The organism is Embleya sp. NPDC001921, assembly GCF_053594475.1.
The window spans coordinates 30,372-56,403 of sequence record NZ_JBSFEO010000042.1; the positions used below are offsets into that span (position 1 = coordinate 30,372).

22 protein-coding genes are annotated in these 26,032 nt (G+C 72.3%); 12 read left to right on the forward strand and 10 right to left on the reverse strand.

Annotation, left to right across the window (positions count from 1 at the left end; all coding sequences use genetic code 11):
• Positions 1–231 precede the first annotated feature (231 nt).
• The 5 genes from ACWCPW_RS37770 (at position 232) to ACWCPW_RS37790 (ending at position 6,926) form a co-directional block, all read left to right on the forward strand.
• Positions 232–1,821, forward strand: a complete 1,590-nt coding sequence (locus ACWCPW_RS37770; RefSeq protein WP_449766102.1) for an aldehyde dehydrogenase family protein — start codon at positions 232–234, stop codon at positions 1,819–1,821.
• Complete coding sequence (locus ACWCPW_RS37775; RefSeq protein WP_449766103.1) at positions 1,818–2,324, forward strand: SRPBCC family protein; 507 nt, start codon at positions 1,818–1,820, stop codon at positions 2,322–2,324. The genes ACWCPW_RS37770 and ACWCPW_RS37775 overlap by 4 nt, the downstream gene beginning before the upstream one ends.
• Positions 2,311–3,333, forward strand: coding sequence for a ketoacyl-ACP synthase III family protein (locus ACWCPW_RS37780; RefSeq protein WP_449766104.1), 1,023 nt, complete (start codon positions 2,311–2,313; stop codon positions 3,331–3,333). The genes ACWCPW_RS37775 and ACWCPW_RS37780 overlap by 14 nt, the downstream gene beginning before the upstream one ends.
• 29 nt (positions 3,334–3,362) lie before the next feature.
• On the forward strand, positions 3,363–4,451 hold the full coding sequence (locus tag ACWCPW_RS37785; RefSeq protein WP_449766105.1) for a 3-deoxy-7-phosphoheptulonate synthase: 1,089 nt from the start codon (positions 3,363–3,365) through the stop codon (positions 4,449–4,451).
• Positions 4,452–4,571: 120 nt separating this feature from the next.
• Positions 4,572–6,926, forward strand: a complete 2,355-nt coding sequence (locus ACWCPW_RS37790; protein ID WP_449766106.1) for an amino acid adenylation domain-containing protein — start codon at positions 4,572–4,574, stop codon at positions 6,924–6,926.
• A 65-nt stretch (positions 6,927–6,991) separates the two neighbouring features.
• Here the strand turns inward: ACWCPW_RS37790 and ACWCPW_RS37795 are convergent, their stop codons facing one another.
• Both ACWCPW_RS37795 and ACWCPW_RS37800 read right to left on the reverse strand, forming a co-directional pair.
• The gene (locus ACWCPW_RS37795) at positions 6,992–7,402 is read right to left on the reverse strand and encodes a VOC family protein (RefSeq protein WP_449766107.1); all 411 of its coding nucleotides are present in this window, start codon (positions 7,400–7,402) and stop codon (positions 6,992–6,994) included.
• 65 nt (positions 7,403–7,467) lie between these two features.
• Positions 7,468–8,565, reverse strand: a complete 1,098-nt coding sequence (locus ACWCPW_RS37800) for an NADPH:quinone reductase (protein ID WP_449766108.1) — start codon at positions 8,563–8,565, stop codon at positions 7,468–7,470.
• Between the two features lie 190 nt (positions 8,566–8,755).
• Here ACWCPW_RS37800 and ACWCPW_RS37805 point away from each other — a divergent pair, with 190 nt between their 5' ends.
• From ACWCPW_RS37805 to ACWCPW_RS37830, 6 genes are all read left to right on the forward strand, one after another.
• Positions 8,756–9,334 carry an SRPBCC family protein gene (locus ACWCPW_RS37805; protein ID WP_449766109.1) on the forward strand — a complete coding sequence of 193 codons (579 nt, stop codon included), beginning with the start codon at positions 8,756–8,758 and terminating at the stop codon, positions 9,332–9,334.
• Positions 9,335–9,450: 116 nt separating this feature from the next.
• Positions 9,451–11,022 carry a class I adenylate-forming enzyme family protein gene (locus ACWCPW_RS37810; RefSeq protein WP_449766110.1) on the forward strand — a complete coding sequence of 524 codons (1,572 nt, stop codon included), beginning with the start codon at positions 9,451–9,453 and terminating at the stop codon, positions 11,020–11,022.
• The gene (locus ACWCPW_RS37815) at positions 11,022–12,224 is read left to right on the forward strand and encodes an FAD-dependent monooxygenase (protein ID WP_449766111.1); all 1,203 of its coding nucleotides are present in this window, start codon (positions 11,022–11,024) and stop codon (positions 12,222–12,224) included. Before ACWCPW_RS37810 ends, ACWCPW_RS37815 begins: the two co-directional genes overlap by 1 nt.
• Entirely contained in the window at positions 12,221–14,218 is a 1,998-nt protein-coding gene (locus ACWCPW_RS37820; protein WP_449766112.1) for an FAD/NAD(P)-binding protein, read from the forward strand. Before ACWCPW_RS37815 ends, ACWCPW_RS37820 begins: the two co-directional genes overlap by 4 nt.
• An 89-nt stretch (positions 14,219–14,307) precedes the next feature.
• Entirely contained in the window at positions 14,308–15,837 is a 1,530-nt protein-coding gene (locus tag ACWCPW_RS37825; RefSeq protein ID WP_449766157.1) for a lyase family protein, read from the forward strand.
• 27 nt (positions 15,838–15,864) lie between these two features.
• Positions 15,865–16,473: a CGNR zinc finger domain-containing protein gene (locus ACWCPW_RS37830; protein WP_449766113.1), complete on the forward strand. Its 609-nt coding sequence runs from the start codon at positions 15,865–15,867 to the stop codon at positions 16,471–16,473.
• 152 nt (positions 16,474–16,625) lie between these two features.
• Here ACWCPW_RS37830 and ACWCPW_RS37835 read toward each other — a convergent pair whose 3' ends face one another.
• The 7 genes from ACWCPW_RS37835 to ACWCPW_RS37865 all read right to left on the reverse strand — a co-directional run bounded on the left by ACWCPW_RS37835 (position 16,626) and on the right by ACWCPW_RS37865 (position 23,489).
• Positions 16,626–17,771 (reverse strand): acyl-CoA dehydrogenase family protein, encoded by a 1,146-nt coding sequence (locus ACWCPW_RS37835; protein ID WP_449766114.1) that lies wholly within the window; start codon positions 17,769–17,771, stop codon positions 16,626–16,628.
• Positions 17,772–17,780: 9 nt separating this feature from the next.
• Positions 17,781–19,400 (reverse strand): AMP-binding protein, encoded by a 1,620-nt coding sequence (locus ACWCPW_RS37840; RefSeq protein WP_449766115.1) that lies wholly within the window; start codon positions 19,398–19,400, stop codon positions 17,781–17,783.
• Positions 19,400–20,392 (reverse strand): transketolase family protein, encoded by a 993-nt coding sequence (locus ACWCPW_RS37845; protein ID WP_449766116.1) that lies wholly within the window; start codon positions 20,390–20,392, stop codon positions 19,400–19,402. The genes ACWCPW_RS37840 and ACWCPW_RS37845 overlap by 1 nt, the downstream gene beginning before the upstream one ends.
• Positions 20,389–21,294 (reverse strand): transketolase, encoded by a 906-nt coding sequence (locus ACWCPW_RS37850; protein ID WP_449766117.1) that lies wholly within the window; start codon positions 21,292–21,294, stop codon positions 20,389–20,391. Before ACWCPW_RS37850 ends, ACWCPW_RS37845 begins: the two co-directional genes overlap by 4 nt.
• Before the next feature lie 57 nt (positions 21,295–21,351).
• A complete protein-coding gene (argC, locus tag ACWCPW_RS37855; RefSeq protein WP_449766118.1) occupies positions 21,352–22,377 on the reverse strand; it encodes an N-acetyl-gamma-glutamyl-phosphate reductase in 1,026 nt (341 codons plus the stop codon).
• A complete protein-coding gene (locus ACWCPW_RS37860; RefSeq protein WP_449766119.1) occupies positions 22,374–23,243 on the reverse strand; it encodes a RimK family alpha-L-glutamate ligase in 870 nt (289 codons plus the stop codon). Before ACWCPW_RS37860 ends, argC begins: the two co-directional genes overlap by 4 nt.
• Positions 23,244–23,306: 63 nt before the next feature.
• Positions 23,307–23,489: a lysine biosynthesis protein LysW gene (locus ACWCPW_RS37865; protein ID WP_449766120.1), complete on the reverse strand. Its 183-nt coding sequence runs from the start codon at positions 23,487–23,489 to the stop codon at positions 23,307–23,309.
• A gap of 316 nt (positions 23,490–23,805) precedes the next feature.
• Between ACWCPW_RS37865 and ACWCPW_RS37870 the strand changes: the two genes are divergently transcribed.
• Positions 23,806–24,558 carry an SDR family oxidoreductase gene (locus ACWCPW_RS37870; protein ID WP_449766121.1) on the forward strand — a complete coding sequence of 251 codons (753 nt, stop codon included), beginning with the start codon at positions 23,806–23,808 and terminating at the stop codon, positions 24,556–24,558.
• A gap of 101 nt (positions 24,559–24,659) precedes the next feature.
• On the opposite strand, the gene ACWCPW_RS37875 is transcribed toward ACWCPW_RS37870, so the two are convergent.
• Positions 24,660–25,601, reverse strand: coding sequence for a LysR substrate-binding domain-containing protein (locus ACWCPW_RS37875; protein WP_449766122.1), 942 nt, complete (start codon positions 25,599–25,601; stop codon positions 24,660–24,662).
• Positions 25,602–26,032 lie beyond the last annotated feature (431 nt).

A 26,032-nucleotide genomic window follows, 5' to 3' on the forward strand; every position in this document is an offset into this window, starting at 1 on the left:
CACGGGCTGGGTGGCCTCAAGCGCCGGCCGGGCTGGGTGTGCTCAGGCGCCGCACGGGCTGGGTGGCCTCAAGCGCCGGCCGGACTGAGTGGCCTCAAGCGCCGGCCGGGCTGCTTGGCTTGTTGGTTCGCGGGGTGAGAACGAAGTCTTATCGCGGGTGCGTTGTTCCGGGTGTGTTACCTGCGTAGCGTTTTTGCTGGTATCCACATCCTTCGCTCGAAAGGGAGAATCGTGACCATCAGGGTCTATCCCGCCTACATCGGCGGCCGGGACATGGGCGGCGAAGGCGGGGAGTATGTGCACACCGTCACCGCTCGCGCCGTTATCGAGGACACCTTTCCCAGTCTGCGGTTGAAGCGTGATCTCGACCTCGGCGAGGTCGATCGGGAGAGCGCGGGTGATCGGCTCGCGGGAGCGTGTGCGGTCGCCGACGAAGGCATGATCGCTGCGGCACTCGAGGCGGCCGCCGGTGCCGCGCCGGAGTGGGGGCGTACGCCGCTCGCCACCCGGATGGAGATCGGGCGGGCGATCGCGCGGCGGCTGGGCGAGCACCGGGAACCACTGGTGGAGATCCTGGTCGCCGAGGGGCAGCCCCGTTCGGGGGCCGAGGCGATGATCGACGGGATCCCGCTCACCGGGTGGAGCCCCGAGACGCTCGAATGGTGCGCCGAGCAGTTGGAGTTCCGTCGTCACGACGGCGAGCGCGAGATGATCCTGCGACGCGTGGCCGACGGTGTGGTGTGCGTCAACCCGCCGCAGAACGCGGCGACGGTGAACGCGTTGTCCGCGATCACCGCGCTGCTGGCGGGCAACACCGTCGTGGTCCGCGCACCGCGCGGCGTCGCGCTCAGTTGCATGTACGCCATGCGTGAGGTGGTGGCGCCGGTGCTGGAGGCGGTCGGAGCGCCCGCCGGCACGCTGAACGCCTACTGCGGCCCGCCGGCCGTCGACACCTGGCTGGCCAGCGAACACGTGAACGACATCGTCTACTACGGCGGCAGCAAGCAGGGCCTGGCCTTCGAGCGGGACTGCATCGCCGCGGGCAAGAAGCCGATCCTCGAACTCGCGGGCAACGACTGCTGCGTGGTGTGGTCCGACGCCGACCTGGACGCCGCGGTGGAGACCATGACCCAGTTCTTCCTGAACTCCGGTCAGATCTGCAACGTGCCCAACCAGGTGATCGCGCACCCCGCGATCGCGGACGAGTTGATCGCGCGACTGATCGTGGCGACCGGCAAGATCCACCCGGGCTATCCCGACGAGCCCGGCGTGGTGCTCACCCCCGTGCTCGGTGCCGACTGGTTCTTCGGTTGCCTGACCGAGGCCCTCATGGGCGGCGCGACCCTGGTGCACGGCGGCCGTCGCCTGGAGGTGGACGGCACTCCGTCGGACACCGGCTTCTTCATCGAACCGACGATCGTGCGGGTGGCCGGACTCGGCGACGCCCGCTCCTTGTCGGTGGTCCGGGACGAGACGTTCTTCCCGCTGCTGCCGATCATCGTGCCCGAGCCCGGCGACTCGGACGAGCGACTGTTCGAGGAGATCCTGGCATTCGTCAACAGCAACGCCTACGGCCTGCGGAACTCGTTCTGGTCGACCGGCCCGGAGCACATCGAGCGGTTCCTGTCCGGTGTCACCAACGGCGGCAACCTGAAGATCAACGACTCGCACGGCAACTTCCTCCCGTTCCTGCCCAACTCGGGCGGCACCGGCCTCACCGGCGGCGCCTTCGGCGAGGCCAGCCATCCCATGTTGCGCACCACGCATCTGCAGGGCGTCAGCATCGTTCGCCCGACGCCCCGACTCGGAGGAACCCGATGACTTCCCGCACCCTCAAGGCCGCACTGCCGTGCTCGGCGGCGACCGCGATCGAACGACTCCGCGACGACCGGGCCTTCCCGGACTGGGCCGCCGAGATCGTCTCGGTCCAGGACGCCGGCGACGACCTGCGGCACTGGACGCTCGCCTTCCGCGGCGGTACCGCCCGGTGGGCGCAGCGCACCCGGGACGCGAGTGGTGAGCGGCAGCCGTACCGGATCGAGTTCGAGCAGGTGGACGGCGACTTCCAACAGTTCGGCGGCGCGTGGACGTGCACCGACACCGAAGACGGCTGCGAGGCCGTGTTCGAGGTCGGCTACCGCACCAGCGTGCCGCACCTCGCGGGCGCGATCGACTCGGCCGTCGGCCGGGTCCTGGTCCGCGCCGCACACCACATCCTGATCGGCGTCGGTGGCACCGCGCGGATCACCTCCGGTGGGCACCACCTGCGCGACCTGCCGGTCGCCCTGATCCCGGAAGGGAGTCCGAGCCATGCGCTTCGATGACATCTGGATCACCGGCACCGGCGGCACCCTCGGTGAGCGGACCCCCGTTTCGGACGCCGTCGCGGCCGGCCACTACGAGGCCGAGGCCGCCGAGAGCACCGGCATGGTCAGCGTCGCCCAGGCCCGGCTCGCGCCGCCGGAGATGGCCGTGATCGCGGGGCGTCAGGCGATCAAGGACGCCCGGGAGTACGGCACCGTGGTCGATCCGGGCAGCCTGTACCTGCACAGCCACGGGCACTTCCAGGGCATCGACATGTGGCCCGCCGCGTGCTGGATCGCCAAGGAACTGCTGGGTCCGCGCGTCGACGGGATACCCACGACCGTCTCCGCGTGGTCCAACGGCTCGCTGGCCAGCATCGACATCGCGGCGGCGATGCTCGCGTCGCGCCCCGCGCTGCCGTCCGCGCTGATCACACTGGGGGACCGGTTCGCGCCGCCGACCGATCGCTGGCACACCTCCCCGGGCATCGTGTTCGGCGACGGCGCCGCGGCGGCCGTGCTCGCCCGAGGCGGCGGTCGGCTGCGGCTGGTCTCGCTCGTCTCGGAGACCGACACGGTCCTGGAGGGGCTCTCGCGCGGTGACGAGCCGTTTCGTACCGCGCCTTCCGGACACGGCGACATCCGGCACCGCACTCGGCAATTCCTGGCCCGGGGCGAGATTTCCATCCGGGACGTGCAGACGCGGTCGGCGGATCGCACCCGCAGCGTGGTGGCCCGTGCGCTGGCCGACGCGGAACTGGACCAGGACCGGATCGACTGGTTCGTCACCCCGTTCGTCGGCAGCACGCTTCACCGGGAGAGCTTCGTCCGGCCGCTCGGTATCACCCCGCGCCACGACCTGCACGAACTCGGGCTGACCATCGGCCATCTCGGCGCGGCCGACCAGATCTACGCGCTCGACCACCTGCTCAGGGAAGACCTGTTGGCACCCGGCGCACGGGTGCTCGTGATCGGAACCGGCATGGGCTTCACCTTCTCCGCCGCCGTGTTCGCGGCGGACCGGTCCTGACCCCACGATCGGAAGGAAGGAACTTTGCCATGAGCCTCAGCCGCAACCCCGACTCCCGCGTGACCGCGGTCGACAGACTCATGTCGCCGACCGCCCTGCGGAAGGAGATACCGATCCCGCCCGAGACCCGCAAGGCCGTGCTGGCGGCCCGCCGGGACGTCAAGCGCATCCTGAACGGCAAGGACGATCGCCTGGTCCTGGTCACCGGTCCGTGCTCGATCCACGACACCGAGGCCGCGCTGGTGTACGCCGAGCGCCTGGCGGAAGTGTCCCGGCGGGTGGCGGACCGACTGCTGATCGTCATGCGCGTGTACGTGGAGAAGCCGCGCACCCGGATGGGCTGGAAGGGACTGGTCAGCGATCCCGGCCTGGACGGGTCGTTCGACCTGAACACCGGGCTGCGGATGGCGCGCGGGCTGATGGCGCGGATCCTGGGGACCGGGCTGCCGATCGGCTGCGAGTTCCTCGACCCGATGATCGCCCGGTACTTCGCCGACGCGGTCTCGTGGGCCTCGATCGGTGCGCGCACCGTGCAGAGCCAGGTGCACCGCCAGCTCACCAGCGGGTTGGACATGCCGGTCGGGATCAAGAACACCACCGCCGGCGGCACGGGCGACGCGATCGACGCGATCGTCACCGCCTCGAACAGCCACGTGTTCCCGAGCATCACCGACGACGGGCAGGCGGCGGTGGTGACCACCAGCGGCAACCCCGACTGCCACGTGGTGCTGCGCGGCGGCACCGAAGGCCCCAACTACAGCGCGCCCGACGTGGCCGAGACGCTCGATCGGTTGCAGGCGGCGGGACTGCCCGGGCGGCTGGTCATCGACGCGAGTCACGGCAACAGCGGCAAGGACCACGAGGAGCAGAGCAACGTGGTCGAGGACGTCGCCGAACGCATCGCCGACGGTGAGTCCGGCGTCGCCGGGATGATGATCGAGAGCTTCCTGGCCTGCGGCCGACAGGACCTGATCCTGGGCCGGACCGACGGCCTCGCCTACGGCCAGAGCGTCACCGACGCGTGCGCGGGCTGGGAGCAGACCATGCAGATGATCGAACGCCTGGCGGAGGCGGTGACGGCCCGGCGCGCGGCGGATCCGTCGGTGATGGTGGCCTGAGCCCCCGGACCGGACCGACTTCCGGCTTTCCGACACCTTTGCACCCGGCGTCCCGGCATCCCACCATCCCGGCGGGCACCCCGACATCCCGACATCCGAGAATTCGAGAGGACGATTCCGGTGGCCACGACCACGAGTTCGGCACTTCCGCTCGCCCGGCACATCGACGGTGATCGCACCGGAGCGGTGCATCGGATCGCCATCGCCGCCCCCGACCGGGCGAAGTCGGATCCGGAGCGGTACGCGTCGGCGGCGCTCGCGGCGCTGATCCACCGATACACCGGCGAGACCGATCTGCTGATCGCTCGCCGGACCGGTCGGGGGCCGACCGAGACCATCGAGCCGCGGGTGTCCGGCGACGGGACGGCGGCGGAACTGCTCGCCGCCGTCGCCGCCGCGCCGCCCGCACAACCGGCGGCAGGTCGCCCCTGCCACGGCATGGTGGCCGACGCGGCCGCGCGGGACTTCGCCTCCCGCGCCGCGCTGACCCTGTCCGTCGACCGGGGCTCGTACGAACTGCTGCTCTCCCAGGACGAGTTCGACGAGGAGGCAGCAGCCCAGTACGGCCGGCATCTGGCCCGCGTGCTCTGCGCGCTGAGCACCGACGACGGCGTGCTCGTCCGTGACCTGCCACTGCTGGGCGAGGAGGAGCGACAGCGCATCCTGGTCGAGTGGAACCGGACCGAACAGGACGTACCCGAGCCGTTCTTCCACGAGATCGTCGCGGACTTCGCGCGCCGAACCCCCGAGGCGATCGCGATCGCGCTGCCCGACGCCGCGCTGACCTATCGGGAACTGGACGACCGGGCCAATCGACTCGCGCACCGCCTGGCCGCGACCGGTGTTCGCCGGCGGGACCGGGTGGGGGTCTGCTTCCCGCGCGGCGCGGAGAGTCTGATCGCGCAACTCGCGTGCTTCAAGCTCGCGGCGGCGGCGATCCTGCTCGACCCGGACTTTCCCGCCGATCGGGTGCGCTTCATGGTCGAGGACGCCTCGGCCGCCGCGGTCGTGACGCTGTCCGCGCACGAGGACAAGGTCTCCGGACACTGCCCGGTGCTCTCGCTCGACGTCGCCGACCCGCACGCCGACCCGCATGCCGAGCCGAGCACCGAGGTGAGCGCGCCGGTGGACGTCGACGACCTGATCCACATCTGCTACACCTCCGGCTCCACCGGCGCGCCGAAGGCGGTTCTGGTCCGGTTCGGGGCGGCGCGCAATCAGATCCACAGCATGTGCGAGATGACCGGGATGAACGCCGACACCCAGGGCACCTGGCTGGCCGCGCCCGGCTACGGCATGGTCGAGGTCGAGTGTTTCCCGGTGCTCGCGGCCGGCGGCACGGTGCACATTCCCGATGTATCGGTGGTGGCCTCCCCGCAGTTGCTCCAGGACTGGTACCTGGACAAGCGGATCACCACGACGCTGCTGATGAAGCCGATGGCCGAGCGGCTGTGGAGCCTGGACTGGCCCGCCGATACCCCGTTGGAGAACATCAGGGTCTGCGGTGAGCGGATCCAGTCCTGGCCGCCCGCCGGGCTGCCGTTCCGCCTGATCAACCTGTACGGCTCCGCCGAGGCGACCACCGTAGCCGGCTGCGATATCACCGCACTGGGCCGCGAGTTGGGGGCGGAGGGACGGGCCCGCCGGCTGCCGCCGATCGGCCGGCCGATCCCGAACGTCAAGATCTACGTGCTGGACGAGAACCTCGCCCCGGTGCCGCCGGGCGTGGTGGGCGAACTGTGCATCGCGGGCCACAGCCTGTCGGCCGGCTACCTGAACCGGCCCGAGGCGACCGCGCGGAAGTGGGTGCCCAACCCGATCGATCCGGACCGGAACCCGGTGCTCTACCGCACCGGCGACATGGCGCGGTACTGGCGGGACGGCGGCATCGAGATCATCGGCCGGGTGGACAACCAGCTCAAGGTGCAGGGCAACACCGTGCAACTCGGCGAGATCGAGGTGGTCGCCGCGCGGCAGCCGGGTGTCGCCCAGGTCGCGGTCCTGGCGCATCGGGACACGGACGGGGACGTGCGCCTGACCGCGTACATCGAGCCGAAGGGCGAACCGGCGCCGGCGGTGCGGGACATCCGTCGGGCGCTGCGGGAGAAGCTGCCCGCGTTCATGGTGCCGTCCGCGTATGTCGTGGGCGGCCTGCCGACATCGGTCAACGGCAAGATCGACCGCGCCGCGCTGCCCGAACCGCCGCGCTCGCGGCCGGACCTGGACAGCCCGTACCGGGAGCCGAGCACCGACACCGAGCACTCGCTCGTGCAGATGTGGACGAAGGTGCTCGAACTCGATGGGATCGGCGTACGGGACAACTTCTTCGAACTCGGCGGCGATTCGCTGCGCGGGGCTCGGCTGACCGAGCAGGTACGCGAACTGTTCGCCGTCGACGTCGAGTTGGGTGATCTGCTGCACGAGCCCACGATCGACCGGATGGCCGCGGTGATCGAGGCGGCCCGCGCGCGTTGACCCGTCGTGCGAGCGGCCGTCGTCCCCGGTGGTGCACGGGGACGACGAGCCGTGTCGCGCCGGTCTCAGGCCTTGCCGGTCTCGGCCAGGACGTCCAGGTAGTTCGGGTTGTGCATGACGCCGAGCACGTTCCCGAACGGGTCGATCACCGAGGCGCCGACGAATCCCTCGCCGAAGTCGCGCGCCGGCTCGTGCTCCTTCGCGCCCATGGCGAGCAACCGGTCCAGGGCGGCGGGCAGATCCTCGACATGCCAACTGACGACGGCACCGCCGGTCTCGGCCGTGCCGTGCGCGCCCAGGTCCGAGACGTAGCGGGCGTCCACCAGACCCAGTTCCTGTCGGAAGTCGCCGACCCGGAACTCGACATACCCGGGGCGTTCGAAGTAGGGCTCGATGCCCAGCAATTCGGTGTACCAGCGGCGGGCCGCAACCAAGTCGGCCGCCTGATACCTGACATGGGCCAAACCTCGCAACATCCGTGCTCCCTCGGTGTTCGGCGAAACCGGTCCGACACGGTGATAACGCCGCGGATCGTGCGGGGTCACTCCCGGGCGGGACCGGCGGGACCGATCGGCGGGCCGGGGGAACCGGCCGGGCCCGGGAAACCGGCCGGGGCGTGGGAACCGGCGGGACCGGGCGAATCGGGTCGGGGCGCGTCGTCGGTGCGCAGTACCACCCTTGTGCCGTGCAGCTCGTGCCGTTCCATTCGACGATGCACGTCGGCGGCGGCGGACAACGGCAGGATCTCCATCGCGCGCGGGCGCAGCCGGCCGGTGCCCAGCAGGCGGTTGATCGTGCCCGCGGCGGCGGCGAGTTCGTCGACGCCGGCGTACGAGATCACGAAACCGCGGATCGAGCCGTCCTTCATGTAGAGCTCGCTCGCGGGCAGCACCGGTGCGGCGCCCGGCCCCGCGCCCGCGAGCAGGACGATCCGGCCGCGTCGGGCGAGAAGGTGGACCGCCGCCGCCAGGTCGTTGCGGCCGGAGGTGTCCAGATACAGGTCCACGCCGTTGGGGGCGGCCTCGGCGAGGTGTCGGGTCAGCTCGGGGTCGCGGTAGTCGCAGACGGTCTCGGCGCCCAGTTCGCGGCAGTATCGGGCGTCCCGAGCCGAGGCGGTGGCCAGGATCCGGGCGCCCGCCTCGGCGGCCAGTGTGACCAGTGCGCTGCCGACGTTTCCGGCGGCGCCCGCGATCAGCACGGTGTCGCCGGGGCGCAGACCGCCGTGCGCGAACAGCGCCAGGTGGGCGGTGGCGGCGGGGTGCAGCACCGCCACCGCCGCGTACGGATCCACGCCCGGCGGGAGTCGGTAGAGCCGGTCGGCGGCGACCACCGCCCGTTCGGCCGCCGCGCCCTGCCGGCCGCCGTGGCCCAGGCTGTTGCTCCAGACCGGGTCGCCGACGGCGAAGCCGGGCGCACCCGGGCCGGCCCGGGCGACCCGGCCGACCAGATCGCGGCCGATCACGAACGGGAACGCCACGGGAGTGGCGAACCGCCCGGAGCGCACGAAGGTGTCGACCGGATTGACCGTGCCCGCCCATACGTCGACGAGCACGTCGCAGGGGCCGGGGGAGGGGTCGGGCAGCTCTCCGAAACGGATCTCCGACGGCGGGCCGAGCCGTTCGAGGTAGGCAGCGCGCATGTATCGGAGTCTGGCATCGGCGCGGTGAATCCCCCTGCGCGACCCGCCCGTTGGCGGACGCGCGTGGCTTCGCGATTCGAGAAGGACGTCTTATCGCCAGGGCGTGGTCGGCGCGCTGTTACCACCATAACGTGATGAGTGGTAGCAGTGCTCTCGTCCATACCAGCGACACCGAAAGGGGCACCGGGAGATGACCAACGCACCCAGCTTCGCGGCCTTCGAGGCCGGCGAGCCTGCGCCGCTGTTCCTGCTGTCCGCGCATACGCACATCGCGGCCGACCCGGCCGAGGTCTACGCGGTCGTCAGCGATCTGCCGCGCAGCGCGGAGTGGAGTCCCGAGTGTGTCGGCGGCACCTGGATCCACGGCGAACCGGGCACGGTGGGCGCGGTGTTTCGCGGCGAGAACCTGCGGGCCGAGGACGTGGTCGGCTGGGCCCCGGTGGTCCGGGGCACCTGGTTCACCGAATCCGAAGTGGTGACCGCCGAGCCCGGGCGCGGCTTCGGCTGGGCGATGCGGGACTCGGCCGGGGTCCGGCAGGACAGCGTGTGGGGCTACCACATCGAGCCAACCGCCGGCGGTTGTGTGCTGACCCACCGGTTCCGGATGGGCCGTGCCACCGAGGGGATCCGCGGCATCACCGCGGCGATGGACGAGCCGGAGAAGCGGCGCTTCCTGGCCGAGTGGGGCGCCAAACTCGCCGCGGATCTGCCGGTCACCCTCGAACGCGTCAAGCGGGTCGTCGAGCGCTCCGCCGCCCTCCGGCACTGAACCGCCGCCGGCGCCCGCCCTCCCCGACCCCCGGCCGACCGGGTCCACCGCCCGCCATCTCGCACCCCGCGCGGTCGTCGGCCCGTCCGAACCCCCCCTGACGAAGGTCTGACCTCATGCTTTTGCAACGCATCGGAAATCGTGGCATCCGACTGGGCACGCTGTTCGAACGCGCGGCGGCCCGACACCCGGCCAACGTCCTGATCCTCGACCACGACCTCGACATCGCCCCCGACCTGGGCCGGCGCGCGACCATCCCGGAGGTCGCCGACCTGATCGACGACTTCGCGGCCCGGCTGGCCGCGGCCGGGATCCGACCCGGCGACCGGGTCGTGGTGCACAAGTGCGACGGCTTCGACATCACCCTCCTGGCCTGCGCGATCGCCCGCATCGGCGGGGTGCCGGTGCTGCTGTCGCCGATGCTCGACGGCGCGACCGTCGCCGAGTTGGTACGGCGCACCGACCGGCCGTTCCTGGTCACCGACCGGGCCAAGCTCGACGGGCTGCCCCGCGCGGTCTTCGCGGAGACCGCGCGGGTGCTGCTGGCCACCGGCACACACCCGGACGCCACCGCCCTCGACGCGTTCGCCGGGGCGGCCCGGGTGCCCGCGGTGACCCGGCCCGCCGAGGAGCCGACGCTGATCACCCATACCTCGGGCACCACCGGAGTACCCAAGCTCGCCGTACACACCGGCCGCAGCCTCCAGGCCCGCTACCGGCCGCAGGCCGCGATCGTCGCGCCGATCCTGCGGCGCCGGGAGACCATCGCGCTGCACGTGTCGTTCGTGCACTCCCGGCTGATCACCGCGCTGGCCATCTCGCTGCTGCGCGGCTTCCCGATCGCCGTGCTGGCCGACTCCGATCCCCGACGCGCCGCCGATCTGTTCGCGCGGCTGCGGCCGGGGGTCCTGGAGGCGCACCCCAACACCTTCATGGAGTGGGAGGAGTTGGCCGACGACCCGCGCGAACCGCTGGCCGGAGTCAAGCTGTTCAGCTCCACCTTCGACGCGATCCACCCGCGCACCGTGCACCGACTGCTGGCCGCCACCCGGCGCCGCGCGCCGCTGTTCGGCCAGTTGTACGGCCAGAGCGAGGTCGGACCGGCCGTGGTGCGCGCCTTCACCCGGGGCCGGGCCCCGGACGCCGACGGTCGCTGCGTGGGTCGACCCTTCCCCGGGATGACCGCCGCCCGGGTGGTCGGTCGGGCCGGCCGTCCGCCGTCCGCCGAACACCCCGGCTTCATCGAGGTCAAGAGCGACGGACGAGTCCTCACCTATCTCGGCGAACAGGACCGCTACGACGCGCAGGTGTCCGCCGACGGCTGGTGGCGGATGGGCGACGTCGGATACCGCACCAGGTGGGGCTGCATTCACCTGCTGGATCGGGAGGTCGACCTGATCGAGGGCTTCGGTTCGACGCTGGCCGCCGAGGACGCGCTGTTCGACAAGCTGGACGAGCTCGCCGAGGTGGTCATCGTGCCCGGCGCCGACGGCACCGCCGTCCCGGTGGTGTGCACCAGGGACGACCGTCCCATCGACCGGGACGCCTGGCGCGCGGCCACCGCCGAACTGCCGGAGATGGCCGATCCGGTCCAGCGCCGGATCGAGGACCTACCGCAGACCGCGACCACCAAGATCAAACGCCTCGAGTTGGCGCGCCGGCTCCAGGACGAGGATCGGGGTGCGTGATGGCCGAGGTCATCGTCGCGGGCGGCGGGATCGGCGGGCTGGCCACCGCGCTCGCGGTGGCCGCCCGCGGACACCACGCGGTCGTGCTCGAACGCGCGGACGAGTTCGCCGAGATCGGCGCCGGCATCCAACTGGCCCCCAACGGACTGCACGCCCTGGACGTCCTGGGCGTGGGCGCGGCGGTGCGCGCGGCGGCGGTGCGGATGGCCGAACTGCGCTTCATGGACGGCGTCACCGGCGCGCACGTGGCGAGCCTGCCGCTGACCGAGCGGTACCGGCGCCGCTTCGCCGGACCCTACGTCGTCGTGCATCGCGCGGAACTGCACCGGGCGCTGCTCGACGCGTGCCTGGCCGCCGACGCCGTGTCGCTGTACGCCGGCGCGCGGGTCGTCGACTACGCCCGGGACGCCACGAGCGCGACGGCCCTGCTCGCGGACGGCACCGGGATCACCGGCGACGTACTGATCGGCGCGGACGGGATCCACTCCGCGATCAGGGCCCGGCTGGTCGGCGACGGCGAGCCGCGGATCTCCGGGATCAGCGTGTACCGGGCGGTGATCCCGATGGAGCGGGTGCCCGACGCGCTGCGCTTCGACCGGTCGGTGGTGTGGTGGGCCGGACCCGGCTGCCACTTCGTGCACTACCCGATCGCCGGCGGTCGTTTCCTCAACCTCGCGGCCAGCCGCGCGGACGGCGGCACCGAGGCGGTCGCCGGCGAGGGCGTGCACCGGGACCGGGTGCTGGGCGAACTCGCCACCCTGGGCGGCACCGCACAAAAACTGCTCGAACTCGGCGCGGACTGGAAGACCTGGATGCTGGTCGACCGCGACCCGGTGTCCCGGTGGACCGACGGCCGGGTCGCGCTGCTGGGCGACGCGGCCCACCCGATGCTGCACTACGCGGCGCAGGGCGCGTGTCAGGCCCTGGAGGACGCCGTCGTGCTCGGCGCGCGACTGGCCGGTGCGCGTGCCGAGGAACTGCCGCGGCGCCTGGTCGGGTACCGCGACGCGCGGCACGAGCGGACCACCCGGATCACGCTCGCCGCGCGGGACAGCATCCGCCTGTGGCATCCCGCGGGCGCCGCCGCCGAGACCCGGAACGCGCTGCTCGGCGCGATGTCGGCCGATCGACTGCACGACCACGTGGCCTGGATGCACGGCTTCCGGGTCGGCGGGCCGGGCGCCGAGGAGGCGGCGGCATGAGCGCCCCCGGCCCGATCCGGGTCTGCGTCGTGGGCGCGGGGCCGCGCGGGCTCTCCGTCCTGGAGCGCCTGTGCGCCAACGAACGCGCCGCGCCCACGCATCCGCGGGTCACGATCCACGTGGTCGACCCCGCCTCGCCGGGGGCCGGCGCGGTCTGGCGTTCGGAGCAGTCCCGGCACCTGCTGATGAACACCGTCGCGGCGCAGATCACCGTGTACACCGACGCGAGTTCGCGGATCGAGGGGCCGATCGTGCCCGGGCCGAGCCTGTACGCGTGGGCGCGGTCGGTGGCGACCGCGGGCGAAGCGGGCGACCACAGTGCGGAGATCCTCGCCGAGGCCCGCGCGCTGGGCCCCGACGACTACCCCACACGGGCGTTCTACGGCCGCTACCTGCACGACGCGTTCGAGCGGGTGGTGGCCCGCGCGCCGGCGCGTGTCGCGGTGCGGGTGCACCGCTCGCGCGCGGTGGCGCTGGCGGACACGCACGGCATACCCGGCGGCCCGCAAGGGGTGCGGCTGGCGGACGGCACCCGACTGCACGAGTTGGACGCGGTGGTGCTGGCCCTGGGCCACCTGCCGGCCCGGCTGTCCGCGCGCGAGGCGCGCACCGCGAGCCTGGCCCGGATCCACCACCTGACCTACATCACCCCGGCCAACCCGGCGGACCTGGACCTGGATCGGGTCCGGCCCGGCGAGAACGTGTTGTTGCGCGGCCTGGGGCTCAACTTCTTCGACCACATGGCCCTGTTCACCAGCGGCAGGGGAGGCCGCTTCGGCCGTGCCGAGGACGGGCGGACGGTGTATCACCCGTCGGGCAACGAGCCGGCGTTGTACGCGAGTTCCAGGCGCGGCGTGCCCTACCACGCGCGTGGCGAGAACCAGAAGGGCGCGCACGGGCGGCACGTTCCGCGGCTGCTGACGCCCGAGTACGTCGAGGGCCTGCGGCGGCGCGCCCGGGAGGGGCGGCCGGTCGACTTCACCGACGACCTGTGGCCGTTGATCGTCCGAGAGGTGGAAAGCGTTTACTACGCGGCGCTGTTGCGCCGGCGAGGCCGCCGGGAGGCCGAATGCGCGGCGTTCACCCGGGCGTACCTGGCGGCGCGTTCGGACGACGAGTGTGCCGACCTGGCCCTCGCGTACGGCATCGAGCGGGCCGCGCACTGGGACTGGTCGGCGATCTCCCGGCCCTACGGTGAGCGGGAGTTCGCGAGCCGGGCGGAGTTCAGCCGGTGGCTGGTGGAGTACCTGGAACGGGACGTCGCGGCGGCCCGCGAGGGGAACGTGGACGGCCCGCTCAAGGCCGCGCTGGACGTCCTGCGGGACCTGCGCAACGAGATCCGGCTCGCGGTGGATCACGGCGGCCTGACCGGCGACTCGCACCGGGACGACCTGGAGGGGTGGTACACGCCACTCAACGGCTTCCTGTCGATCGGCCCGCCGGCCGTGCGGATCGAGCAGATGATCGCGCTGATCGAGGCCGGCGTGCTGACCCTGACCGGGCCCGGCACCCGGATCTGCCTGGACGTGGCCGAACCGGCGTTCGTGGCCGCCTCCACCGTGGTGCCGGGCCCGCCGGTACGCGCCGCGGTGTTGATCGAGGCCCGGCTGCCCGAGCCGGACCTGCGCCGGACCGAGGACCCGCTGCTGCGCCACCTGCTGAACACCGACCAGGCCGCGCCGTACCGGATCCGCGGCGTCGGCGGCGAGGACTACGAGACCGGCGGGCTGGCGGTGACCGAGCGGCCGTACCGGCTGATCGACGGGCGGGACCGGCCGCATCCGCGCCGATTCGCCTACGGTGTGCCGACCGAATCGGTGCACTGGGTCACCGCTGCGGGGATCCGCCCCGGCGTGGACTCGGTCACGCTCGCCGACTCGGACGCGATCGCCCGCGCGGTCCTCGCGCTGCCCGCCGCCTCCCGAACGCCGGCGAACGTGCGTCCGGTGTTGTCGACCGACCCGGAAATCACCCCGAACGGAGTGATCGTGTGACCGCGATCCCGCACGCACGCGACCAACGGGCGGGCGATCGCCCGGACCTCGACCAACGGGCGGGCGATCGCCCGGACCTCGACCAACGGGTGGGCGATCGCCCGGGCATCGAGCAGGACGCGGGGCTGCTGTCCCCGGTCCGGGTCGGAACGCCGGTGGAGGCGGCCGTGTGCGATCGGGCCTGGCTCCAGGCCATGCTCGACGCGGAGGCCGCGCTCGCCCGGGCCCAGGCGCGGCTGGGCACCCTGCCGCGAGCCGCCGCCGAGACCATCACCGCGACGGCCCGGGCCGAGCGCTTCGATCTGCGCGAGGTGGCCCTGGCCGCCCGGGAGAGTGCCAATCCGGTGGTCGCGCTGGTCGCCGCGCTCACCCGGGCGGTGGCCGAACGGGACCCGGCGGCGGCCGAGTTCGTGCACCGCGGCTCGACCAGCCAGGACATCCTGGACACCGGCGCGATGTTGATCGCCGCGCGGGCCCTGGGCATCGTACGGGCCGACCTGACCCGGATCGCCGACGCGCTCGGGGCACTCGCCGAGCGGCACAGGGACACCGTGTTGGCCGGGCGCACCCTGACCCTGCACGCGGTGCCCACCACCTTCGGCCTCAAGGCGGCGGGTTGGCGACAGTCGGTTCTGGACGCCCGACGACGCATCGACGCGGTGCTCGCGGACGGCCTGCCGGTGTCGATCGGCGGCGCGGCCGGCACGCTGGCGGGCTATCTCGAATACGCGGGGCTCGCGTACGCGACCCTCGACGGCTCGGTCCTCGACGATTCGGTCCACGACGATTCGGTCCACGACGACTCCACCCTCGACGACTCGCTCCTCGACGACTCGGCCGAAGGGCTCGACCCGGGCGCCTACATCGAGGTGCTGGTCGACGCGTTCGCCGCCGAAACCGGCCTGGCCCGAACGCCGTTGCCGTGGCACGCGCTGCGCACCCCGATGGCCGACCTGGCCGCCGTGCTGGCGGGTACCACCGGCGTGCTGGGCAAGATCGCGGTGGATGTGCAGGTGTTGGCGCGGACCGAGGTGGGCGAGGTCGCCGAACCCGACGTGGCAGGCCGCGGCGGATCGTCGGCGATGCCGCACAAGCACAATCCGGTGTTGTCCACGCTGATTCGCAGCGCGGCGCTTCAGGTGCCGGCGATCGCGGCGGCGTTGTCCGGGTGTTCGGTCGCCGAGGACGAGCGCTCGGCGGGCGCGTGGCACGCCGAATGGCTGTTGCTGCGGGAAGGCCTGCGGCTGGCGGGTGGCGCCGCGCACACGGCCGTCGAGCTCGCCGAGGGCCTGGTCGTCCATCCCGAACGCATGCGCGCCAACCTGGAGTCGACCGGCGGCCACATGGTCACCGAGCGGCTCGCGGCGATCCTGACCCCCGCGCTCGGGCGGGACCGGGCCAAGGCGCTGACGGCCGCGGCGTCCGCGAGCGCGGTGCGGACCGGGCGGTCGTTGGCCGAAGTGCTGGCCGGCGAGCCGGAGGTCACGGCGCGGATCTCCGCCGAGCGCCTGGCGGAACTCCTGGACCCGGCGGGGTACACCGGGGGCGCGGGGGTGATGGTCGATCGTGCGCTCGGTTCGCCCGGCCGCGAGCACGGGCGAGCGGGGAACTACCAGTGAAATGGAGACACCGGTAGCATGGACGGCATGCAGTCGCAACGCGACATCCGACAGCCGGGAGACCGGGCCGTCGCACCGGGCGGACTCGCGCTGGTGCAGGCATTCGTGAACAGCGTCAACGTCGAGTTCGGTCCGGACGAGTTCGCCTCGGTCGAGGGCCTGAACCGCTGGCTGGCGCGCAACGGCTTCGCCGCACCGGCGACCGCGCCGGACGACCTCGACCTCGACCTCGCGCGCACGATCACGCTGCGCGAGGCGCTGCGGGGGCTCCTGCGCGAGAACAACGGCGCGCCGACCGACGAGCGGGCCCGGCGGGCCCTGGAACAGGTCGCGCGGGAATGCCCGCTGGTCGTCGGATTCGACGGCGGCGGGCCGGATCCGCTGCTCCGTCCGACGCGGACGGAATTGCCCGGCGTATGGGCCACGGTGCTGGCGGCCACCGTGGAGGCACGGCTCGACGGCACCTGGCCGCGGCTGAAGTCGTGCAGCGAACACCGCTGTGAATGGGCCTTCTACGATCGCTCGCGCAACCGGGGCAGCCGTTGGTGCTCGATGGCGGTATGCGGCACGCGGGCCAAGATGGCCACCTACCGGGGGACGCGGGCGGCCTCGAACGCCGGTTCGTCCGGGGAGTGAGCCCGGAGTGCGACCCCCGAAGGTGACCCGGCCGCGTGTTCGGCCTTCGAGGGCCGGGTCTCAGGCGTCCCCGTGTCTCGCGGCTGCGTCCCCCGGTTGTCGCCGGCCGTCGCCGGCCGTCGCCGGCCGTCGCATGGCGGCCTCTTGTCGCCTCACGGCGCGGCGGTGCGGCCCAGGAGTTTGCGGGCCACCACGAGTTTGGTGGCGGCGGCGGTGCCGTCGGCGAGTTGCAGGCCGATCACGTCGCGGAGCCTGCGGGCGATCGGGCCGTCCTCGGTCCAGCCGAGTTGGCCGAAGGTCAGCAGCGCCTGGTGCACGGCGTCCATCGCGGCCTTGGGGGCCCACCACTTGGCCATGTTCGCCGGGATCCGCGGATCCTCGCCGGCGTCCGCCAGCGCCAGCGCCTCGTAGGCGACCAGGCGCGCGGCACGCACCATCGTCGCGTGCTCGACCAGGGCGAAGGCCACCGACTGGAACCGGCCGATCGGCTGCCCGAACGCCTCGCGTCGCCCGGCGTGCCCGATCGCCTCGTCGAGTGCGGCCTGCCCGACCGCGATCGCCATCAGCGAGATCAGCGCCCGGGAGACGCCGAAGCCGCGCATCACCTCGACGAAGCCGCGGCCCGGTGTGCCGACCACGTCTCGCGCACCCACCGGCAACCGGTCCAGGAGCAGCCGACCGCGGCCACCGGCCCGGCAGCCCAGGTCGTCGAGCTGTTCGCGGGTCACGTGCGCTTCGTCGAGCCGCACGTAGAAGGCGGTGACGCCGTGCGCGCCCGCCCCGCCGGTGCGCGCGAAGACCAGCGCGTGGGTGGCGTACATCGCGGCCATGATCGAGGTCTTCTCGCCGGAGAGCACCCAGCCGTCGCCGGTGGCTTCCGCGCACATCCCGATGTTCGCCGCGTCGGTGCCGTGCGCGGGCTCGGTCAGGGCGAGGGCCACGATCGTGTCGCCGGCGGCGATCGGCGGCAACCACTCGGCGAGCTGCCCGGGCGTACCGTTCGCGGCCAGGACACCGCCCACCAGCGCCGCGTTGAGCACCGGGAAGCACACCGACAGGTCGGCCGCGGCCAGTTCGGCCAGTGCGATGCCCGCGCTCGTCGCGTCCAGCTCTCTTCCGCCGTACTCCCTCGGGATGCGCAGGCCGAACAGGCCCTCGGCGCCCATCTCGGCGAGCAGGCCGGGCCGATAGTCGCCCCGCGCGTCGCTCTGCCGGGCGTGCGGGGCGATCCGGGAGTCGGCGAACTTTCGCACATGCTCCGCGAGTTCGTTCTGTTCGGCGGTGAAGGTGAAATCCATGGCCCCTCCTCAGGCTTCCTGGAACCGGTCGCGCAGGGCGAACTTCCGCACCTTCCCGGACGGCGTCCGGGGCAGGGCGGTCACGATCTCCACCCGCTCGGGCCAGTAGCGCTTGGCCATGTCCAGGCCGGCGAGGTGGGTCTGCAGGTCGGCGAGCGTGGGCGCGGGCCCCGCCGGGACCACGACCGCGCACGCGCGCTCGCCCAGCCGGGCGTCCGGGTAGCCGACGATCGCCACGTCCTTGATCGCGTGATGGCGCAGCAGCGCGGCCTCCACCTCGACCACCGGGATGTTCTCCGCGCCGCGCATGATCAGGTCCTTGACCCGCCCGGTGATCCGGATGCCGCCGTGTCCGTCGGAACGGGCCAGGTCGCCGGTGTCGAACCAGCCGTCCTCGGTGACCGACGCCGCGTACACCTCGGGGCGGCGGAAGTAGCCCAGACACTGCGCGGCACCGCGTACCTGGAGCAGCCCGGACTCCCCGGCGGCCACGGGCCCGCCGTGGTCGCGGTCGACGACGCGCACCCGCATCCCCGGCACCGCCGTGCCGTCGCTCTCGGCGGCGCGCAGGGCGGGCTGCTCGGGACGGGTGATGGTGACACAGCCGTTCTCGGTCATGCCCCACAGCGCGTACAACCGGCAGCCCAGGATCTCGCGCGCGTCCTCGACCAGCATCGGCGCGATCGGCGCGCTGCCGGTGGCGAACGTGGTGAGCGCGGACAGGTCCCGGGGAGAGCCGCGCTGCGCGTCGATCAGGTCGGAGAGGAAGGTGGGCGCGCCCATGAAGAAGGTGACCCGCCGCTCCTCCAGCACGCGCAACATCAGCGCCGGATCCCACGCGTCCACCTGGACGGCGGTCGCTCCCAGCAGCAGGGGCATCACGAAGTTCCAGGTGTAGCCCGCCTGGTGGGAGGTCGGCGAGCCCATCGCGGTGACCTCGTCGGGGGAGAGCCCGAGCACGTCGGCCTGCGCCTTGTTCATCGCGTAGAGCGTGTTGTGACTGTGTACGACGCCCTTGGGCTCGCCGGTGGTGCCCGAGGTGAACATCACCTGTGCGGCGTCGTCGGGGCCCGCCTCCAGTTGGTCCAAGGCGGCCAGTTCGGCCGTCGTGGGCTCGCGCTCCACCAGTTCGCGGTCGAAGTCCAGGGCCCCGTCGGCGGTTTCGTCGCCGTCCCCGCCGAGCAGCACGCGCCGGCGCAGGGTGGGCACGTTCCGCGCCACCTCCGCGCTCATCCGGGCGTAGGAGAAGCCGCGGAACTCGGCCGCCGCGATGTAGAGCGGGCTCTCGGTCAGGCCGGTCATGAACTCCACCTCGCGCCGGCGCATGACCGGGACGACCGGGCCGGCCACCGCGCCCATCCGCGCGCAGGCCAGGCACAGTGCCACCAACTGCCACGAGTTGGGCAGGTGCAGGGTGACCACATCGCCCGGACACACGCCCAGACGGATCAGGTTGGCGGCGAACCGGTCGACCCGGTGCGAGAGTTCGGCGTAGGTGAGGGTCACGACGGTGTCGTCCTGATAGCAGACGAGGGCGTCCTTGTCGGGATGGCGGGCCACCGCGCGCCGCAGGTCGGCCAGGAGGGTCTCCTCGCGCCACCATCCGTTCGCTCGGTACGAGCCGGTCATCACAGGTCCTTTCGGGTCGGGTCGACGGCCGAGCGGGCGTACGCGGCGATGGCGCGGGCGGTGACGCCGCCGCGCTCGACCAGATAGCGCTGGCCGCCCGCGACCGACACGAACGCGTCCGGCATCGCCACCCGACGCACCCGCACCGGCACGAGTTCGGTCAGCGCCTCGGCGACGGCGGAGCCGAAGCCGGCGGTGCGCCAGTGCTCCTCGACCGTGATCACCGTGCCGCCGGGGCCGACCGCCGCGGCGAGGGCGGCGGTGTCCAGCGGTTTGACCGTGTGCACGTGCAGGACGCCGGCCGAGATGCCCTCGCCGGCCAACTCGTCGGCCGCGGCCAGGGCGGCGAGCACCGGGTACGGGCCGCACGCGGCGATGGTGATGTCGGTGCCCGGGCGCAGCCGCTGCGCCCGGCCCAGTTCCAGGGGCGGCCCGGCGGGCAGGTCGGGCGTGGCGTTGCGGCCCATCCGGAAGTAGACCGGTCCGGGTAGCGCGAGTGCCTGGCGAAAGAGTGTGTCGGTGCCGGCCGCGTCGGCGGGCACCACGACGGTCATGTTCGGCAGGGTGCGCATCACGGCCAGGTCCTCCAGACCGTGATGGGTGGGGCCCAGGTGGCCCGCCGACACGCCGGAGTGGGTCGCGGCGATGCGTACCGGCAGGTTGTTCAGGGCGATGTCGATCTTGACGGCCTCCAGCGCCCGGGACGCGGCGAACGCCGCCATCGTGTTCACCAACGGCATCCGGCCCTCGCGGGCCAGCCCCGCGGCGGCGCCCATCAGGGTGTGTTCGGCGATGCCCAGATTCAGGTAGCGGTCTCCTCCGGTGCCGAAGTCGACGCCGGTGAACAGACCGGTGTCGGTGTCCAGGCAGACCAGGCGCTCGTCGCCGGGCAGCAGTTCGGCCACGATGTCGCGGTAGACCTCACGCGAGGATCGGGGCTCGGCCGCCGCGGTCGGGTTCGGCGTCGGTTCGGCGGTGGTGGCGGTGCTCATCGGCTCTCCCCGGGGTTCTGCGCGCGCAACGCCGCGTGGGCGCGCCGCTGTTGCCGCTCGCCCAGCCGGGCGTAGTGGCTGCGGGTCCGGCCCTCGACGAACGGGATGCCCTTGCCCTTGACCGTGTGCGCGAGCACGAGGGTGGGTCGGTGCGGAACCGGCGGCGCGGTGAGCACGCGGGTGAGCGCGTCCATGTCGTGGCCGTCCACCTCGTGTACGTGCCAGCCGAACGCGCGCCAGCGGTCCGCCAGCGGTTCCAGACCGCCGACCGACTCGGTCCCGCCGGTGATCTGCAGGCCGTTGCGGTCGATGATCGCGGTCAGCCGGTCCAGGCCGTGGTTGCCCGCCACGGCGGCGGCCTCCCACACCGAGCCCTCCTCCAACTCGCCGTCGCCCATCACCACGAAGCAGCGGCGCCCGCCCCCGTCGAGCCGGTGCGCGAGCGCGAAGCCGACGCCCAGGGCCAGGCCGTGCCCCAGCGAACCCGACGGCATCTCCACGCCGGGGATCCCCGGATGCGGGTGGGCCATGAACGGGCTGCCGGGCCGCGCGTACTCGGCGAGCCGTTCCTCGGGGAAGAAGCCGGCCTCGCACAACGTCGCGTACAGGCCGATGCCGCCGTGGCCCTTGCTCAGCAGCAGGATGTCGCGGTCCGGCGCCTGCGGGAAACGGGGGTCGATCCGCAGCACCCGCAGGTACAACGTGGCGAGCACCTCGACCAGCGACATCGAGCCGCCCAGGTGGCCGCCCTCGGGGCCGGCGCACATGTCCACGATGTGTTCGCGGATCCGGCCGGTGGCCCCGGTCGGGTCGGCTTTCGGGCCCGGTTCGCCGGCCGGGTGCGGCCGATCGCGCCGGCCCGGCGGGACGGGACCGGGCAGGATCGTGGGACTGCTGCTCATCGCTGGCTCCTTTCGCCTGGGTCGGTGTGGCTGGTGCGCGATATCGCTGATTCCGGATCAGTTCGGGTGCAGCCCGGTGAACTCCAGACCCAGCCGCTCGGGCATGTCGAACCGGACGTTCAGGCACTGGACCGCGTTGCCCGCGCCGCCCTTGACCAGGTTGTCCAGGGCGGCGATCACGGTGAGATGGCTCGAACCGCGATCGAGCGCGAAACCGACGTCGCAGAAGTTCGAGCCGGCCAGGATCTTGGCCTCGGGAAAGCGGTGCATGCCGCGCCGGTGGGCGACCACGCGCACGAAGGGTTCGGCGGCGTAGCGGGAGCGGTAGGCGGCGCGGACCCGGCGCTCGTCCGCGCCCGGCACCAGGTGGGCCCGGCCCACGAGTTGCACGCCGCGAATCGCCTCGATCCCGGTCGCGGTCATCCGTACCGAGAGCCCGGCGGCCTGCGCGATCTCCGCTTCGTGCCGATGCCGGGTGGGAGCGAAGACCCGTAGTGCGCCGCTGCGTTCGGCGTGCAGGTTCTCCGGACCGGCCTTGGCGCCGGAGCCGCTGGAGCCGGTCCGGGCGTCGATGGTGACCTCGCCGCGGATCAGTCCGGCCTCGGCGAGCGGGACCAGCGAGAGGATCCCGGCGGTGGCCATGCAGCCCGGCACGCTGATCCGCCGCGCGGTGCGCAGTCGCCTGCGGTGGAACTCGGGCAGTCCCGGCACGAACGTCTCCAGCAGGTCCGGCGCCGTGTGCGAGACGCCGTAGTAGTCGGCGTACACGTCCTTGTCGTGCAGGCGGAAGTCCCCGGACAGATCGATCACGGTGTCCGCGAGCTCCAGGAACTCCGGCATCCGGCGCATCGTCTCGCGGTGCGGTGTGGCCAGGAACAAGGCGTCGTAGAAGTCCAGTTGCTCCTCGGAGCAGAAGTCGAGCTCGGTCCGCCCGCGCAGGTTGGGGTGCACGCCGTCGATCCGCCGGCCGCGCAGGGTGCGCGAGGTGGCGGCGGCGAGTTCGACCCCGGGGTGCACGGTGAGCAGCCGCAGCAGCTCGCCGCCGATGTAGCCGGCCGCCCCGACGACCCCGACCCGGATCACGCCCGCACCCCGGCGGCGAGCAGGTCCGCGATGGCGCCGGCCACGTCGATGTCGCGGCCGTGGGCGCCCTGTAGTCCGGTGAACTCCACCCGGTCGTTGACTTCGAGCACGGTGAGCCGTCCCTCCAGGTCCTCGATCAGATCGACACCGGCCAGTTCCGTGCCGACGGCGGCCGCGGCGGCGACCGCGAGTTCGGCGTGTTCGGCGCTCGGCGGCAGGGGTACGCTCACCGCGCCGCGCGCCACGTTGGTGCGCCACTCGGTGCTCCGGCGATACGTGCCGCCGAGCGCTCGGCCGGCCACGACCAGGACGCGGATGTCGCGATCGGCCTTGGCGACCTGCTCCTGCACGTAGACCACGTGCGACTGCGGGGAGGGGAGCGCGGCGATGTGCTCGAGTACGGCGCCGGCCATCGCCGGATCGGTGACCCGGGTGACCAGTCGGCCCCAGGAGCCGACGAGCGGTTTGAGCACGGCCGGATAGCCGATCTCCTCGAGCGCGGCCAGGGCCGCGTCGGGCGTGATCGCCAGCGCGGTCCTGGGTGTGGGCAGCCCGTTCCGGAGCAGGGCCGCCGAGGTGTGCCACTTGTCGCCGGCGACGTGGGTGGCGGCGGCGCTGTTGACCACCGTCACGCCCGCCGACTCGAGCGCGCTCGCCGCGTACAGGGCCCGGAAGTGCCCGACCTCGCGGTTGAGGACCAGCCGGGGACCGGTGTACGGCGTGCCGCTCGCGACGAACAGCGCGCGGGGATCCAGGTGTTCGAACGCGATCCCGCGTCGGTCGAGGGCGGTCATGATGCTCTTCTCCTCGAACCGCACCCGGGACGCGAGCACGGCGAGGCGCGGGGACGCGGGCGGCGCAGCCACCGCCGACCGGTCCGTCGCTGATCGGATCGAAGTCATCGACCGAATCCCCTCTCCCGATTCCCGCTATTCGCCCCAGTCCTCTTCGACCTCGGGCGCGAGTTCGACCTTCGGCGGCTTCACGGACGCGATCTCCAACTCGCTCCGACAGTCCACGCACTCGATGATCTCGCTCACCCTGGCGTCCTCGTCGAGCGTCACCGTCGTCGCGCATTCGGGACACTCGGGGGCCTGCACGGCCTGCTGCATGAGTTCAACCTCCGGCTGTGGTGATGATATCCGGGCGATCTCGACCCGTCGGCTGGTTGCCACTGAAAACCGTAACGCGATTTCCCCGATAATTGCCAATGAGGAAATCTGATCGGACCGAGAGCGAACCCTTATGGTCGGCCGGTCATAACCGGGAAGGATTTCCGCATAAGCAGCCCTGCTCGTCGACGCCGGTACAACCGGTCGTTTCACGATTAATATTTCCCGGATGGAATCGCCCTCGGGAAGATTCGTCGCCGCAAGAATGACATCGAAAGGCCCGATCATGAATGTTCGACCGCGAGATCGCGTCGCCATGGTCGTGGCGTCGAGTGCCGGTGTGGGCCTGGCCGCGGCCAAGGGCCTCGCCGTGCGGGGCGCGCACGTGTCGTTGTGCGACCGGGACCCGCGCCGGCTGGCCCGCGCGCATGTCGAGGTCAACGCGCTGGGGCCGGGCGACGTATTGAGCATGCCCGTGGACCCCTACGATCCGTGCGCGGTGGCCGAGTGGGTGCGCCGTACCGCCGACAACTTCGGCGGCCTGGACATCGTGGTGACCAACTCCGGCCCGATCACGCCCGGTCCGGTGGACGGCTTCCGGTTGGCCGACTATCGCGCGGCGATCGACGCCAACCTGCTGCCGCACGTGAGCGCGACGCTGGCCGCGCTGCCCATCGTCAAGCGCGGCGGCTGGGGTCGGCTGTTGTTGATCGCGCCGGCGAAGGCACGTCGCCCGCACGGGCGCGAGGGGTTGTCCGGCATCGCCCGGATGGGCCTGATCGGCTATCTGCGCGGGCTGGTGGACACCCTGGACGGCACCGGCGTGACGGCCAACGTGCTGGTTCCGGGAGCGGGTCCCGGTGCCGGGCCCCGGCTGTGGGGCGACCCCGGGGCGGGCGCCGAGATCGCTCGGGTGGCCGAGCGGATCCGCGGCGAAGGCGCCCGGGACGGCGCCGAGTTCGGGGCGCTGGCCGCGTATCTGGCGAGCGAGCGGGCCGCGCCCGTGACCGGTCTGGTCTTCGACACGCACGGCGGGGACGTCGGCGCGATGGCCGCCTGCCGCGGTTAGCGGTCGGTGGTTGGTGATTGGCGGTCGGCCGGCGGTCGGGGAACCCCGGCGGGCCGCGCCCGACCCGGGTTCCCGCGCCGGTCGCGGCGCGGGCCGGCCGGTTACCGGTGCGCGAGCACCCGGCGGGGCTCGCGGCGGTCCGCGCGGCCCGGGTCCGGGACGGGCGGGGCATCCACGAACGGATAGCCGAGCAGCGCCCGACGAAAGGCCTTCTCCGCGATGGCCGGCAGGTTCGAGGGGGCCAGACCGGAGGGATAGGCCATCGTCACCGGCAACGGTCCGGGCGGGGCGGGCAGTCCGGGGCGGACCGCCTTGGGCAGGTCCCACAACTCGTCCCCGTTGGCCACCAGGCACGCGACCCCGATGCCGGCCTTCGCCGCCGCGCGCAGCCCGACCAACTCGGGGCCCTCGTAGGAGATCCGCCACGGCAGGTCGCAGGCGTCCAGCGCGTCCACGATCCGGCCGCGCATCGTGCACGGCTCGGTGAACAGGGTCAGCGGCAGCGCGGCGTTCTCGCCGTGCGCGGGCTGGCCGAACCAGTCCATCCGCAGGTGGCCGAGTCCGCGACTGGTGGCGGCCGGTTCGTCCGAGCGGGTCTGCAGGAGCAGCGCCAGGTCGAGTTGGCCGGTGCCCACCTGGGTCTCCAACGCCTCGCTCAGGCCGGTGCGCACGCTCACCTGCGCCTGCGGCAGCCTGCGGGTGACCAGCCGAAGGAACTCCGGTAACGCCTCCGCGAGTTGATTGACGATCCCGATGGAGAGCCGTTCGTGTCCGGCGGCCGGCACGAATCGGTCCACCGCCTCGTCGTTGAGCGCGACGATCCGCCGGGCGTAGCCGAGGAGTTCCTCGCCCTGCGGGCTGAGCCGCAGGTTGCGCCCGGTCGAGGTGAAGATCGGACCCTTGATCAGGCCGTTGAGCTGTCGGATCTGCTGGCTGACGGCGGGCTGGGTGATGTGCAGAGCCTCAGCGGCCCGGCGGAAACCGCCGAGGTCGACCACGGTCAACAGGGCCCTCAGTCGATTGACTTGCAGGTCGTGATGCATTCTCCACTCACATCCATGAAGGGTCTTGCCACACACCTGACGCTCGGGTGGCGACGGGGCCGAGATGATGCTGTGCGGCAACAAGATCAATAAACCTGAGCAATTCCTCCGGGCCGGCTCCGACGCCCGGCGCCTTCGGCGTCGTATCGTCGGCCGAAACCAGCGTACGGGGCGCCGACCCGCCGTTCCACGGTACGGTTCACGACTTCGGCATGAGATTCTCACGGCCAATGCGAATATGAGATCCGGTGGCATGATCCGGCGCCGAGCGGGCAGACGGCGGGCGTCGTGCGCGACGCGCATACGGGCAAACGGGCATTCGGTGGCACGGGCGACGCCGAACCGGGTGTCTGCCGGCTCGGTGCCCACGACCATGATGTCGACGATTCCTCCGCCCGAATGTCCGGAGAAATCACGCGCACTTATCCGGG

Excerpts from the sequence above, each read along its gene's own strand:
- ACWCPW_RS37775 (WP_449766103.1), top strand. The coding sequence starts at position 1,818 with ATGACTTCCCGCACCCTCAAGGCCGCACTGCCGTGCTCGGCGGCGACC.
- ACWCPW_RS37780 (WP_449766104.1), top strand. The coding sequence starts at position 2,311 with ATGCGCTTCGATGACATCTGGATCACCGGCACCGGCGGCACCCTCGGT.
- ACWCPW_RS37785 (WP_449766105.1), top strand. The coding sequence starts at position 3,363 with ATGAGCCTCAGCCGCAACCCCGACTCCCGCGTGACCGCGGTCGACAGA.
- ACWCPW_RS37795 (WP_449766107.1), bottom strand. The coding sequence starts at position 7,402 with ATGTTGCGAGGTTTGGCCCATGTCAGGTATCAGGCGGCCGACTTGGTT.
- ACWCPW_RS37800 (WP_449766108.1), bottom strand. The coding sequence starts at position 8,565 with ATGCGCGCTGCCTACCTCGAACGGCTCGGCCCGCCGTCGGAGATCCGT.
- ACWCPW_RS37805 (WP_449766109.1), top strand. The coding sequence starts at position 8,756 with ATGACCAACGCACCCAGCTTCGCGGCCTTCGAGGCCGGCGAGCCTGCG.
- ACWCPW_RS37810 (WP_449766110.1), top strand. The coding sequence starts at position 9,451 with ATGCTTTTGCAACGCATCGGAAATCGTGGCATCCGACTGGGCACGCTG.
- ACWCPW_RS37815 (WP_449766111.1), top strand. The coding sequence starts at position 11,022 with ATGGCCGAGGTCATCGTCGCGGGCGGCGGGATCGGCGGGCTGGCCACC.
- ACWCPW_RS37820 (WP_449766112.1), top strand. The coding sequence starts at position 12,221 with ATGAGCGCCCCCGGCCCGATCCGGGTCTGCGTCGTGGGCGCGGGGCCG.
- ACWCPW_RS37830 (WP_449766113.1), top strand. The coding sequence starts at position 15,865 with ATGCAGTCGCAACGCGACATCCGACAGCCGGGAGACCGGGCCGTCGCA.
- ACWCPW_RS37835 (WP_449766114.1), bottom strand. The coding sequence starts at position 17,771 with ATGGATTTCACCTTCACCGCCGAACAGAACGAACTCGCGGAGCATGTG.
- ACWCPW_RS37840 (WP_449766115.1), bottom strand. The coding sequence starts at position 19,400 with ATGACCGGCTCGTACCGAGCGAACGGATGGTGGCGCGAGGAGACCCTC.
- ACWCPW_RS37845 (WP_449766116.1), bottom strand. The coding sequence starts at position 20,392 with ATGAGCACCGCCACCACCGCCGAACCGACGCCGAACCCGACCGCGGCG.
- ACWCPW_RS37850 (WP_449766117.1), bottom strand. The coding sequence starts at position 21,294 with ATGAGCAGCAGTCCCACGATCCTGCCCGGTCCCGTCCCGCCGGGCCGG.
- ACWCPW_RS37865 (WP_449766120.1), bottom strand. The coding sequence starts at position 23,489 with ATGCAGCAGGCCGTGCAGGCCCCCGAGTGTCCCGAATGCGCGACGACG.
- ACWCPW_RS37870 (WP_449766121.1), top strand. The coding sequence starts at position 23,806 with ATGGTCGTGGCGTCGAGTGCCGGTGTGGGCCTGGCCGCGGCCAAGGGC.
- ACWCPW_RS37875 (WP_449766122.1), bottom strand. The coding sequence starts at position 25,601 with ATGCATCACGACCTGCAAGTCAATCGACTGAGGGCCCTGTTGACCGTG.